The organism is Pedobacter sp. WC2423, assembly GCF_040822065.1.
GTDB lineage: Bacteria > Bacteroidota > Bacteroidia > Sphingobacteriales > Sphingobacteriaceae > Pedobacter.
The window spans coordinates 721,920-735,493 of the sequence record NZ_CP162005.1; the positions used below are offsets into that span (position 1 = coordinate 721,920).

A 13,574-nucleotide genomic window follows, 5' to 3' on the forward strand; every position below is an offset into this window, starting at 1 on the left:
AATATGCGTCTAATCTCTCCATTGCAGTTATTCAGATTTATAAAAGTATGCTCACAATCTTTCTTGAGATTGAAATTTACTATTATTTTGCTTGTATGCTGTTTACATCTAAGCGCCGAAAGTTATTCTCAAAATATCAGTATCAATGTAAAGAATGCTGATCTGGAGAAAGTTTTCACATTAATTGAAAAGCAGAGTGGATATCATTTCTTTTATAAATACTCGGAGATAATTAAAGCAAAGCCACTCAGTATTAAATTAGATAATGTAACTCTTGATGAAGCGTTAATAAAATGTTTTGAAAATGAGCCTTTAAGCTATAAAGTTGTAGATGATAATATTATAGTAAGTTTGAAACCAGGCAATCTTAACAGATCAAATTCTGAAAATACTGTTACCGGATTTGTAAAGGATGAAAAAAACCAGCCTCTCCCTGGGGTAAGTATTCGGATAAAGGGAATATCTGGAGGTACAACTACCGACCGGCAAGGCAAATTCACCATAAATGTTAACCCTGATGCGATATTAATTATTTCCTTTATTGGATTTAAGACTAAAGAGCAGGAAATAAAAGACCGCGTTTCAATTAATATTATACTTCAACAGGACGAAAGGGAATTGAATGAGCTCATAGTTGTAGGTTATGGAAACCAGGAACGTCGCAATCTGACCAGTGCCATAGGGTCGGTAAAAATGGAAAATATCCAGGGTATTAAAGCAGCAAGCGTTGACCTGAAACTAGCGGGTCAGCTGGCAGGTGTAACAGTCAACCAGGTTACAGGTACTCCTGGTGGCGGTGTGATCATAAGAATAAGAGGATCAGGTTCAACTGGTGCCGGAGATGACCCACTATATGTTGTAGATGGTTTTCCAATTTCCACAGGTTTTGATCAGCATTCCAATCCTTTAAGTACATTGAATCCTGATGACATAGAATCAATCAGTGTATTAAAAGACGCTGCTTCAACTGCGATTTATGGATCTCGTGGCTCAAATGGAGTTATCATTATTAATACAAAAAAGGCAAAAATCGGTCAGTCATCCATAGCCCTAAGCACATTTACAGGCTTACAATCTATCACCCAAAAGAGCAAAATAAAGATGATGAATGCTACTGAGTTCGCTCAATTTCGCAATGAGGCAGCTGAAGATTTGGCTAAATTCAATGGGAAAGTATTTGATCCTTCTACTATTCCAGTTGAATATCGTAATCCTTCTTCTCTTGGCGAGGGAACAAATTGGTATAATGAATTGACACAGCCAGCATTAATGCAAAATTACAATTTGACTATTGCAAATGGCACCAGTAAAGTCAGGTCTTTATTCTCTATAGGCTTTTTTAATCAGAAAGGATCGGTAATCAATACCGGATTTACCAGGTATTCCTTAAGGGCAAATATTGAAGCGGATGTACTAAAGAACCTAACGATTGGCTTAAATTTAGCGCCAACATATAATAGAAGAAATAAGCAGGAGACCGATGGCCATTTTCAAAGTGGCGTGATAACCCAGGCATTGCTTGATAGTCCTATTCCTCCAGTCAGACTTACGGATGGAACTTTTAATCCAAGAATAACTTCACCAGGCACCTTCGTCAACAACAATCCTGTCAATGCATTGACCAACACCATGAACAAGCAGGTAGATTTTCGGACCATGGCAAATGTTTATGCAGCATGGAAAGTGGTTGAAGGATTGAACGTTAAAACTACTTTAAGTGCAGATTACAATAACAGTAACACGGACTCTTTCAGACCATCTTACGTTGGGGATTTCCGAAAAGCACCTCCACAACTGGCTACTGGCTCGACCTCGGCAAGTAATTCAATGAACTGTTTAAATGAAAATACGGTAAACTTCAATCATCAATGGGGTAAACACAGTTTGACCGCTTTAGCAGGTTTTTCCATCCAAAATGAGACAAGTGATTACAGAGCTACTTTTGGCTCAGGATTTCCAGACGATATTGTAAGGACTTTAAATGTTGCGGCAAGCTTAACCGCTGAAGCCAGGAAAGAACAATGGAAACTACTTTCCTTATATAGCCGATTCAATTATGCCTATCAGGATAAATACCTCTTAACAGCTTCTATTCGCCGTGACGGATCATCAAGGTTTGCCCCAAATAACCGTTGGGGCACATTCCCTTCTATATCAGCTGGATGGAGAATTTCAAATGAATCTTTTTTTCCAAAAACCGGAGCAATTGATCAGCTCAAATTTACCGCAAGTTATGGACTTGCGGGTAACAACAACATTGGAAACTATGCTTACATCGCCACTCTGGATAAATACAACTATGTATTTGGTAATGTCCTTGCTCCTGGAAATGCGCTCAATGAGCTAGGGAATATTAAATTGGGATGGGAAACTACCACTCAGCTAAATATCGGGATGGATCTATCCCTGCTTAAAGGAAGAATCTATTTAGTAGCAGAGTTTTATAACCGGTATACAGAAAATATGCTGAGCTACCTTCAGCTACCCATAAGCTCAGGCTTTACCTCCTCATTGACTAATATTGGAAATGTAAGAAACAGGGGGTTAGAATTTACATTAACAACTAAAAATATTTTAAAAAAGGATTTCAACTGGTCCACAGATTTTAACATTTCATTCAACAGGAATAAAGTAATAAGTCTTGGAAAAACCCCTCAGATTTTAGATGCCCCTGAATTCGAGAATCCAACGAGCATTACAAAAGTCGGGCAGCCATTAGGAATGTTTTTTGGATATGTTTTCGAAGGCATCTTTCAAAATCAAAAAGAAATTGATCAGCAGCCACATTTTGAAGGCCAGTTGCCTGGCTCGATTAAATATAAGGACATCAATGGTGATGGTATAATTGATGGGAATGATCAAACTATAATAGGAAATCCGCATCCTAACTTTACATTTGGTCTGAACAACCGTTTATCATATAAAAACTTTGACCTGAACATTGTAATGGCTGGCTCACAAGGTGGCCACGTTTTCGATCTATATAAGCAATTCACGACCAATCTTGATGGAGTGTTTAATGTAGAGAAAGAAGTGGCAAATCGATGGCGATCTGAAACTAATCCGGGTGCTGGCCTTTTACCATCAACCAATGCAAATACCAATTTGGCAAGAGATTATTATCCATCCTATTGGGTTAAGTCCAATTCATATATCGCATTTAAGGATATTTCTTTAGGCTACACTTTCAAAACAAAGTTCAGTCAGAATTTCAGGGTTTATGCAAGTGCACAAAATGCTTTACTGATCACTGCCTATAAAGGTGGTAATCCGGAAGTGGGTATAAATTCAGAGGAGGGCAACCATTCCCTGGCACCAGGAATTAATTTTACGGGGTATCCCATATCAGCGGTTTATACCTTAGGCATTAATTTAACATTATAATCTGCTCCTATGAAAAAATTACTAATTATCATATTCATTATAGGGTTAAGTGCCTGCAAAAAAAATTATCTGACCGTCGAGCCAGAAACGAATCAAAATGGAGCCAATTATTTTAAAACATTAGACCAGTTTGTGAAAGCTTTGAATGGGGCCTATGCGCCGTTGCATGGGTTATATACCCGTTCCTACTGGGAAATTGCCGAAATGCGCTCTGATAACACATCCTACCAATTAAATACAGATGACCGATCAGGCAACCTTCGCGAAGAGCTGGACGAATTCAGAGAAATCAATCTAAATGATGATGTACAAGATTTTCTCCAGGGTAACTACCTTGGAATTGGGCGCTGTAATGTTATTTTAACCAGGTTGCCAAAAGCAGCTATCAGTGATGCGAAAGCAACTGATGAAATTATTGGACAGGCTAGTTTTTTGCGTGCCTATTACTACTTCAATCTGGTAAGGATGTTCGGTGAAGTACCGCTCATACTTGAAGAAATTACTTCTACTGAAAATGCATTTTCCTTAAATAAAAGGAAGCCGGCAGCTGATATATATATATCAATTATTAATGATTTGAATTTGGCAATTACCAAACTTCCGGAAGTATTTGATGAAAAAGGTAGGGCGACCAAAGGGGCAGCAAGGATACTGCTGGCAGATGTGTATTTAAGCACACATAAATATGATCTGGCAATACAGAAATTGCGCCCCTTGCTAACTTCTAACTATCATCTACTTGAGAACTATGCAGACAATTTCGATGTAAAAAAGAAGAATGGGCCGGAATCAATATTTGAAATCCAGTTTATGGAAGGCCCTAATGGATTAGGAAGTGACTTTACGGATCTTTTTGCACCCTGGGATTCTCCTGACGGTTTAGTAACTGGCTTTGAAATCACTCATGATACCGGCAATGGATGGAACATACCTACTCAGGATCTATTGGATGCCTATGAAGAAGGAGATTTGAGAAGAGCCGCTTCCATTGACGAAAATTACGAATCAGAAAATACCGGGAAAATAGTCCCTTATATAAAGAAATATAATAGCGTTCATGCTGTTAGAGAAATTACCGGAAACAACTTCCCGGTTTATCGGTATTCAAATGTGCTGTTAATGCTTGCTGAATGTTTAAATGAAACAGGAATGTCAGTGGAAGCTATCCCATATTTGAACCAAGTCCGAAAACGGGCAGGATTACCTGATTTCCTAAGAACCGGTCAGGCCGAACTCAGAAGAGCTATCCTACATGAGCGACGAATAGAATTTGCGTTTGAAAATCAAAGATGGTATGATTTACTGAGAACAGGTACAGCTCTTGAAGTCATGACGAGACACGCTGCCAAAGAGAAAAAAGAGAAAAATTACCTGAGTGTTGCAGCTTACGGGAATATTCGTTTGCTGTATCAATACCCTCAACGTGACATTAACTTACAGCAATAATAGAAACCTTATAAATTCTAACCATACACCCATGATTTATATTAAAACATTGTTCAGGAACCGGTATTTAAAGGGGCTTTTGTTCTTAATAATTGTACAGGTTTTCGTATTACGGGCACAGGGTGAACCAACGAATTTCGGAGTTGATCACCTGATCTGTGAATATAAAATGAATCCAATAAGTATTGATGTACTTAAACCTCGACTATGCTGGAAACTTACAGGTGCCAAAAGGAATATCAGGCAGACAGCCTATGAAATTCAGGTCTTTACTGAAAAAGAATCTGCGAATACATTAAAAGCTCCATTATGGTCATCTGGCAAGATATTTTCAGATCAATCTGTTCAGGTACCTTATAATGGGCCGGCATTAAAATCAAAACAGGCGTATTTTTGGAGGGTTATGGTATGGAACAGTGAAGGAGAATCCTCTACATGGAGTAAGGTTAACTGCTGGAGAATGGGTATTTTAAATGCCCGGGAATGGAAAGCAAAGTGGATACAATCTAATTTTAAAAATGACACCACGGGAAGCCCAAGCTCACAATTCAGAAAAGATTTTAAACTTAACAGACCTGTAAAGGAAGCCTATTTGTATATAACCTCACATGGTGTATATGAAGGTTGGCTTAATGGTGAAAGAATCGGCAACGATTATTTCACTCCGGGCTGGACAAGTTACAATAACCGCATTCAATACCAGACTTATGATGTAACAAGTCAACTTAAAAATGGCCTGAATGCTATTGGAGTGACTTTGGGAGATGGATGGTATCGCGGTTATACTTATGACAAGAAAAAGGATATATATGGTAAAGAATTAGCTTTACTCGTTCAGTTGGAGGTCGAATATAAAGATGGAACACGTGGCACATTTATTTCCGACGGAACCTGGAAAACTTCACAAGGTCCGATTCATTCCTCTTCATTTTTTGACGGAGAAGTATATGATGCTAGAATGGAAAAAATAGGCTGGTCAACAGTCGGCTATAATGATAAAGCCTGGAAGCAAGTATTGGTCAATTCAAGTATCAAAGACAATTTGGTTTCAATGGCAGGCCCGCCAGTTAGAAAACATGAAAAATTTGTTCCGCTGAAAGTCCTTACTACCCCGCAGGGGGATCGGGTAATAGATTTTGGGCAAAATCTTGTCGGTTGGGTGAAATTTAAACTGGCTGGTAAATCTGGTGATACCTTGAAATTATACCATGCTGAGGTTCTTGATCAAAAGGGCAATTTTTATACGCAAAACCTTCGTTCTGCCAAACAGGAAATCTCTTATGTATTTAAAGGAGGAGCTGAAGAGACGTATGAACCTCATTTTACCTTTCAAGGCTTCCGGTACGTTAAGGTTAAAGGATATACAGGTGTATTAGACTCCACAAGCATTGTAGCCTATGCGATTTACTCGGATATGCCCCAAACCGGCACATTTTCAACTTCAAACCCCTTAATTAATCAGCTTCAGCATAATATTGTGTGGGGACAGAAAGGAAATTTTGTAGATGTACCGACCGACTGCCCTCAGCGAGATGAAAGAATGGGTTGGACTGGCGATGCACAGGCTTTTTGCAGAACAGCAACTTTCAATATGGATGTGGCTGGTTTTTATGGTAAATGGTTAAAGGATCTTGCAGCAGATCAACATAAAGACGGGGCAGTACCTTATGTAATACCAACAGTACAGGATAGTAGCGCTGTAGCTGCCACTGGCTGGGCGGATGCCGCAACAATAGTTCCCTGGAACGTTTATCTGGCTTATGGAGATAAAAGGATACTTGAACAACAGTATCCTTCAATGAAAGGATGGGTTGATTATATGGTTCGTCACAGCAAAGATTATTTGTGGAGTACAGGAACGCATTTCGGAGACTGGTTATCGTATGCCGGGACGGATTACGAAGATGGTGCAGCAGTAACGGACAAAGGACTTATCGCGCAGACTTTCTTTGCACATTCAACACAATTATTGATCAATTCAGCTGAAATTTTAGGGAAAGTTGAAGATGAAAGGAAATATTCCATATTGTTAAATCACTTAAAATCAGCATTCCAAAAAGAATACGTGACACCTTCAGGAAGGATTGCTTCAGGAACTCAAACGGCCTATGTTTTAGCCCTTAACTTTGATATGTTGCCAGAAGAGCTCAGACAATCTGCAGCCGACAGGCTCCGCAGAAATATCGACAACTATGATGAACATCTTACTACAGGATTTTTAGGCACACCATATCTTAATCACGTACTTACTCGTTTTGGCCATCTTGATATGGCTTATCGTTTATTAATTAAGGAAACATACCCTTCCTGGCTATACCCGGTAAAAAATGGTGCAACAACAATTTGGGAGCGATGGGATGGCATTAAAGTAGATGGTTCATTTGAAGATCCAGGGATGAACTCATTTAACCATTATGCATATGGTGCCATTGGTGATTGGATGTACCGAGTTGTTGCTGGAATAAACACCAGCGAAACCGCCACAGGGTTTAAAGAAATGGTGATTTCCCCTAAGCCCGGAGCAAATCTCACAACTGCTCAGGCAGAATTGGAAACCCTTTATGGTAAAGTATCTTCAAAATGGATGATTGATGGAAAAAAACTGAAAATAGACATTGTAATACCTCCTAATACAACGGCAAAAATAGAACTACCTAATGTTGCCGGCAAGGTACTGGAGAACGGAAATGACATTTACTCTGTAAAAGATCTTCATGAAATAAAGAAGGTTGGGGATACCCAACAAATGAGCGTTGGTTCCGGAAATTATCATTTTGAATATACCTTTCATTTCTAATAAGTATGGCACATACAAACCTTTATTCTACAGTTTGCATAAGAGATCCAACATACAACTGATTAAGTTAATTATTCAGTTGGATTATCCTGTATTTTAATTTACAGATGCACTATGCTAAAGAAAGCAGGTGTATCATATTTGAAATATAGGAATACACTGATCTGACTCCTCATTTTGTTTAATTAATCTCACTAAAACTATAACAGAATTATAGTTAATGCCACATCTATGTCTATTACTTCTGTCCTATCGAAACTTAATTGTATCAGTTACCCTAAAATTAATATGGAATATAACACCTCAAAATTTATGGTCATGGATAATAAGGACATCAGGTTAAAAATGCTCATTCTAAAATATGATGAGCATACTTTACAACTCTCCAAGATATTAAATGAGATTACTGAAAAGGATCTTTACCGCTTCGATGTTTATTCCAAGTCTGTTCCATGGATAGTAGGCGGCCAGGTAAGTTTTAGATTTCAGATAGCAAATGTATTAGGAATTGAGATTAATCCGTCTACTGATCAAATTTTTCGTACCGATGGTACTCAGCTTTATATCGAATATCCCTCGCTTGAAACTTTCAGAAAAGATTGGGAAATAATCAGCCCTATTCTAAAAAATGAGATACTTGAATTAGATAACGAGGAACTATTTACTTTTTCGGAGGAAGAACCAAAGATGAAAGGAAGCTTTTTTGACCTACTGTCTTTCATGATAGAAAGGGAACGGGAAAATATAGATGCACTAATCCTATGGAGAGGGTTGCTGACATGAATGATAATTTCAATAGATATTCGAAATATTTTCATTTAAAAAATGATGAAGAACTCATTTCTCTGATAAAGGAAGATGTAAAGGCTGCACATTATGAGCTTACCGAAAGATGGGCAACAAAGCTTTACAAAAAAGCATATAGAAAGTTACGGAATCAATCAATTGTAATGGATCTTGTAGAGCAGGTATTCAATGAGCTTTGGGTTAACAGGAGGAAACTCAAAATAAGAAAGGCATCAGAGTATCTGGTAGGTAGTTTGAAAGACAAGCTATACGAACTTGATGAGAAAAATGAGTTACACAGTGCCTATACCGAGTCCCTAAATCATTTTGCCCTGGTAATACTTAAGGCTGATTCAGCATTGAGTATCCCGAAAATTAAGGAGCTCATTGATAAATGGCTCCTTATCCAACCTCCAGAACGAGTTCAGATTTTTAACCTTAAATACAAGGTGAAAATGACTTCAAAACAGATATGCGAAAAATTAGATATTCCGTTAAATGTCGTAAATGCACAAATAAACGGTTCCGGGCGCAGTTTAAATGAATATGTTCAGCGATTCCATATAATGAAATTAAATAGAAGAAAAACGCATCGGATCAGGTCATTATTCAAGCGGCGAAAACATATACAATAGCTCTTTGTGCCACTACTATAATAACGTTGACGTAATAAACTACAATACAATTGATTAAGGTATATATATTGATGATAAATCCTAATATCATGGTAAACAAATTAATCGCAGACATAAACATAGAGCAGGTGCCTATTACGCATTTCAGCCTTTTTTCGCTGGACCAGCGTTTCAATGAACATCATATTTTTGAACTCCGTATTAATCACGATCAGGTCGAGGGTACCAGTAGCATTACTCTTGCCAAATCCAAAGATTTCATAGGGAAGAGCTTGACTGCTCAATTTGGTATTCTTGGAGAACCCCAAAACATCTTCACGGGGATCATTGCAAAAGTTGAGATCGCCCAAACCCACGGTTTTCAGGGCGATATAGTAATCACCGGGTATAGTCCGGGTATCCTGCTTGACAGAGGCCCCGATCTGGGTTCTTATCTCAATAAAAACCTAAAAACCATTTTGAAACAAGCTACCAATGATACGCCGCAGAATGACCTGAATTTTCAAATCAATCCAGCTTATACCTCCATGATTGATTATATCATACAATATAAAGAAAGTGATTTTGATTTCATCAACCGGCTTTCTGCTGAATACCATGAATGGTTTTATTATGATGGCAGTATGCTGCATTTCGGTAAGCCAGACCAGCAGGAAGAAGTTGCACTTATATACGGAAGGGATCTTCACAGCATGCAATATGGAATGCAGATTGCCCCTCTGAATTATCAGAAGTTTGCCTATCATTCCCCGGAAGACATATTATTGAGCGCAAAGCCTTCAGTAAAAAGCTCAAGCTTGTCAGATGTCTCCCACGCCATTTCTGCCTCTAACGATGTATATAGTAAACGCTTCAGCCAGCCACTAAGTGTCAGGGTGAACTCCCAAAAAGAGATTGATACATTTGTAAACGATGAGCATAAAGCGCTCGTGTCTGGACTTGTCCAAGTCAATGGCCGTGGCGACAATCCTCAGGTAGGGATTGGCAAAGTGGTTAATATCAGTACCAGTATGCGCAATGGACAGGATTTCCAGGTAGAAGACTTCGGAAAATTTGTTGTGATGGCCATCCATCATGAAATTGACGGTGTTGGACATTATCACCATACTTTTGAAGGGGTTTCTTCGGAGAGTGAGAAGTTACCAGTTAGACGCGCTTTAAAACCTCAACCAGATATGCAATTGGCCAATGTGGTGGACAATAATGATCCCCAAGGACACGGACGCATAAAAGTGAAGTTTAAATGGCAATGCGGAACCAATGACGAAACGGAATGGCTTCGGGTAATGACACCTGATGCAGGCAGCAGCGACAAAGTGAGTAAAAATAGAGGGTTCGCATTTATCCCCGAAAAAGGGGATCAGGTTGTAATAGCTTTTGAAGAAGGGAATATAGCAAGGCCCATTGTTTTGGGCAGTGTTTATCATGGTAATAACGGCTCTGGAGGGTCAGAGGATAATCATTTAAAAAGTATTGCGACCAGAAGTGGTAATAAGCTGCAAATGAATGACGCAGATGGAAGTGTTAACCTTATGGATAAAGGAAGTGCTAACCTCCATTTTGATGGGGCAGGTAACGCCACCCTCAATGCTGCAAACTCTAAGACCATCAATGTAGGCGGTGATAAAGATAATCCACCTCAATCAGTTATTCATGCCGACGCAGAAGGCAACATTGTTTTAGATGCAAAAACATCCATTACCCTAAAAGTTGGTGATAACCTGTTGTCTATTGATAAAGAAGGACTCATTAAACTAAACGGCAAAAATTTACAGCAAACCGTTAAAAATAACTACGATTTAGATGCTAAAAGAGTCACGCAAACTGCAAAAGGGGCGAATTTTAAAATTAATAGCGATCAAAATGTAATTGTAAGCGGAGGAAAAGAAGTTCAACTGAAATAGATAATACATCATGCAATATTTAAAGAACAATGCGATATTACAGTGTGACAAAGGGTTAATTTCTTCGCCACTCAACGTAACAAGCAACTCAAAAATCAAAAACCGAGATGGCGTTTTCGCTACTGATAAAGACAACATAGCGGGAGTTAATATCACTCATTTCACATTATGTGCCATAGCTGGGATATGCAGGCTAAACCTAAACTTAAGTGGACAACCCCTTAACTGGATAAATACGGTTCCAAAAGTCAGTATTTCAGGAATGAAGCCCCTTTATGAAGTTTCTAAGTGTATTTGCCCTTTAGGAGGCATTATTTCAAGTATTAACTCCGGACAAATTTAATTATGGCAGCAGCATTAGCCACAGCGTGGGCATTTGAAGGAACAGCAGCAGCGACAGGATTATCAATGTCATGGAATCCAATAGGGTGGATCATTGACATCGTTGTGATTGTTGTAGCAGTCGTGCTGGTCGTCGCAACAATACTGGCGGCAGTGGTACTAATTATTGATAATTGGGATGCAATTTGTGCTTTCTGCACCTGGGTAGGGGGAGAAATGGTGGCTGCAGCCAATTGGGTCGCAGCTACAGCCGTTGCCGTTTGGGATGCTGCAACAGTAGTAGAAGAAAAGGCTGAAAAGAAAGTAAAGGATTGGGCTAAAGAACTTGCAGCTCTTATTGCAGCTGAAACAGCACTGATAAGAAAATGGAACGTATACCAGATTATTATGAAACAGCCGGGTAGATACCAAAAAAGGACTTGGGGCTTTGGCTGGAATATATGGCATAACTATCCAGCTGACTGCAATGGAGATAATACCTTTAAATATGGGATTACCATAAGAAATACCGTTCCCGAAAGATATACAGGCGGCTATATTAGTATTCAGCTAAGTCTCGGTAGATTGGAACAGGGATTCTTTCATGGACCTTACGATGCTCTAACGGCAAAAATGGAAGAAACTGGCTATATTGCAGCTTACTTTGGTAAACATTTAACTTTCCCCCCGGGCAATTCAAAATTAGGTTAACACACTTTATTGGGTAATGAAAAAAGAAGAAATAGAAGTTTTGTTATTAGAGGCTCGTGCCTACCGTGATATGCGGAATTATGCTGGTGCATTAGAAGATCTTCACCAGATTGTCAATGCAGTGACTGATAATGTAGTTTATACTTATTTATTAGCAAGCACCTATCTTGAAGCCGAAAACACCGAAGCTGCCAGGCTATATGCAGATAAAGCAATAACCATACAGGCCAATTATAAAGAAGCTATAGAACTACTTGGCTTAATTAATGAAGCGGAAGAAAAGTTTGAAGCAGCAGAAGGCTGCTACCTAAAATGTTTAGAGATTGATCCAAATTTTGACAATGCCCGCTTTCTCTTAGTTCAATTGTATTCGAATTATTTTTTTCCAAAACGTTTAGGTGAGTACCAAGATGGATATATCGAGTTCTTTAATGTCCCTGAAAAAGTAGCGAAACATGCTACCTATTTGTTAGAAAAGAACATTGTAGATTTAGATAAACTGACAAAAAAGAAGACAAGAGAACTTTCAAAATTTTGTTTGCTCACTTTCCGTTTGCTTTCTGTCGCATTATATAAATTAAGGAAATATGAGGATTGTATCCAATGTTTAAAGAAACAAATAGAATTTTCATCCTTACACACTAAACTCTTTCCTGGCTTTTTCATTAACGAAGAAACAAACATTTTTAAATTATATCATTTACTAGGCAACGAAGAAAAGAAGAAAGAATATATAAAAATATTTGAATCCTATATGAATCAAGGCGGTAACAAGAAAGAATCCGAAGAGCATGTTCTGAATTCGATTGCTGAAGCAGACAAAGGACTAGTTTATCTGTAATCAGATTGAAGCATAAAATCAACATATGGAAAATAGAGAACAACTAAACAGAGATTTAGAAGAGGCATTGAACAATGATGATATTGAAGAAGTTTATGTTTTGTATAGCAAATTGATTAAAAATTATCCAACAGAATATTTTTCCTATAGAAATTTGGCAGAGTATATGTTGACGAATTACGAAGAATTCATGGATACAGAAGCAGGTGTTGAGGAAACTCTGGTATCCGTAATCAAAAAAATTAAGTCCGGCCAATCTCTGTGTGAAGATCAATTTTTAGCAAATTTGCACCTATATGAGTATAAATTAATTGACATATTAACAGAATACGATCCCGCTTATTTTGATCAGTTTAGCGGAGCATACCAAATCGGGCTACTAAATAAAGTAATTGAACTAGACCCCTCAAATATAGATGCTTACGAAAAAAGAGGAGCTATTTTTCAAGCAATAGGCCAGAAGGATCAGGCGAAAGCAGATTTCGATCAAATGGCAATCTTGCTCAATGCTAAGGCCAGTAACCCGCTTAAAGATGAGGAAATATTAAAAACAGTGACTCTTGCCGTTAATCAGGAAATTAATGGCAAAGAATTAGAGGCCTGCCGAAATTTCGAAAAAATACTCGCTCAAAACACAAATGATACTGTAAAAAAAGTTTGCTACCAAGCCCTGATCAGGATATATGGTAAATTGCATAACCTGGAAAAAGTAGATGAATATCAAGACTTATTAGATAGCCTCTAACAAC

10 protein-coding genes are annotated in these 13,574 nt (G+C 38.3%); all 10 read left to right on the forward strand.

Annotation, left to right across the window (positions count from 1 at the left end; all coding sequences use genetic code 11):
* Window positions 1-69: 69 nt before the first annotated feature.
* Window positions 70-3,384 carry a TonB-dependent receptor gene (locus AB3G38_RS02515; protein ID WP_367866928.1) on the forward strand — a complete coding sequence of 1,105 codons (3,315 nt, stop codon included), beginning with the start codon at window positions 70-72 and terminating at the stop codon, window positions 3,382-3,384.
* A 9-nt stretch (window positions 3,385-3,393) separates the two neighbouring features.
* Entirely contained in the window at window positions 3,394-4,830 is a 1,437-nt protein-coding gene (locus AB3G38_RS02520) for a RagB/SusD family nutrient uptake outer membrane protein (RefSeq protein ID WP_367866929.1), read from the forward strand.
* 31 nt (window positions 4,831-4,861) lie between these two features.
* Window positions 4,862-7,627: a family 78 glycoside hydrolase catalytic domain gene (locus tag AB3G38_RS02525; RefSeq protein WP_367866930.1), complete on the forward strand. Its 2,766-nt coding sequence runs from the start codon at window positions 4,862-4,864 to the stop codon at window positions 7,625-7,627.
* Between the two features lie 288 nt (window positions 7,628-7,915).
* Window positions 7,916-8,410: a hypothetical protein gene (locus AB3G38_RS02530; RefSeq protein ID WP_367866931.1), complete on the forward strand. Its 495-nt coding sequence runs from the start codon at window positions 7,916-7,918 to the stop codon at window positions 8,408-8,410.
* Window positions 8,389-9,048 carry an RNA polymerase sigma factor gene (locus tag AB3G38_RS02535; protein ID WP_367866932.1) on the forward strand — a complete coding sequence of 220 codons (660 nt, stop codon included), beginning with the start codon at window positions 8,389-8,391 and terminating at the stop codon, window positions 9,046-9,048. Before AB3G38_RS02530 ends, AB3G38_RS02535 begins: the two co-directional genes overlap by 22 nt.
* Before the next feature lie 89 nt (window positions 9,049-9,137).
* Window positions 9,138-10,952, forward strand: coding sequence for a type VI secretion system Vgr family protein (locus AB3G38_RS02540; RefSeq protein WP_367866933.1), 1,815 nt, complete (start codon window positions 9,138-9,140; stop codon window positions 10,950-10,952).
* A 10-nt stretch (window positions 10,953-10,962) separates the two neighbouring features.
* Window positions 10,963-11,295 carry a DUF4280 domain-containing protein gene (locus AB3G38_RS02545; protein ID WP_367866934.1) on the forward strand — a complete coding sequence of 111 codons (333 nt, stop codon included), beginning with the start codon at window positions 10,963-10,965 and terminating at the stop codon, window positions 11,293-11,295.
* Window positions 11,296-11,297: 2 nt separating this feature from the next.
* On the forward strand, window positions 11,298-11,984 hold the full coding sequence (locus AB3G38_RS02550; RefSeq protein WP_367866935.1) for a hypothetical protein: 687 nt from the start codon (window positions 11,298-11,300) through the stop codon (window positions 11,982-11,984).
* A gap of 16 nt (window positions 11,985-12,000) precedes the next feature.
* Entirely contained in the window at window positions 12,001-12,825 is an 825-nt protein-coding gene (locus AB3G38_RS02555) for a tetratricopeptide repeat protein (RefSeq protein WP_367866936.1), read from the forward strand.
* Between the two features lie 25 nt (window positions 12,826-12,850).
* Window positions 12,851-13,570: a tetratricopeptide repeat protein gene (locus AB3G38_RS02560; RefSeq protein WP_367866937.1), complete on the forward strand. Its 720-nt coding sequence runs from the start codon at window positions 12,851-12,853 to the stop codon at window positions 13,568-13,570.
* The last annotated feature ends 4 nt before the right edge of the window (window positions 13,571-13,574 follow it).

Bases quoted from the DNA above. Each gene is read 5' to 3' on its own strand.
- AB3G38_RS02530 (WP_367866931.1), top strand. From the start codon at position 7,916: ATGGAATATAACACCTCAAAATTTATGGTCATGGATAATAAGGACATC.
- AB3G38_RS02550 (WP_367866935.1), top strand. From the start codon at position 11,298: ATGGCAGCAGCATTAGCCACAGCGTGGGCATTTGAAGGAACAGCAGCA.
- AB3G38_RS02545 (WP_367866934.1), top strand. From the start codon at position 10,963: ATGCAATATTTAAAGAACAATGCGATATTACAGTGTGACAAAGGGTTA.
- AB3G38_RS02525 (WP_367866930.1), top strand. From the start codon at position 4,862: ATGATTTATATTAAAACATTGTTCAGGAACCGGTATTTAAAGGGGCTT.
- AB3G38_RS02540 (WP_367866933.1), top strand. From the start codon at position 9,138: ATGGTAAACAAATTAATCGCAGACATAAACATAGAGCAGGTGCCTATT.
- AB3G38_RS02560 (WP_367866937.1), top strand. From the start codon at position 12,851: ATGGAAAATAGAGAACAACTAAACAGAGATTTAGAAGAGGCATTGAAC.
- AB3G38_RS02535 (WP_367866932.1), top strand. From the start codon at position 8,389: ATGGAGAGGGTTGCTGACATGAATGATAATTTCAATAGATATTCGAAA.
- AB3G38_RS02555 (WP_367866936.1), top strand. From the start codon at position 12,001: ATGAAAAAAGAAGAAATAGAAGTTTTGTTATTAGAGGCTCGTGCCTAC.
- AB3G38_RS02520 (WP_367866929.1), top strand. From the start codon at position 3,394: ATGAAAAAATTACTAATTATCATATTCATTATAGGGTTAAGTGCCTGC.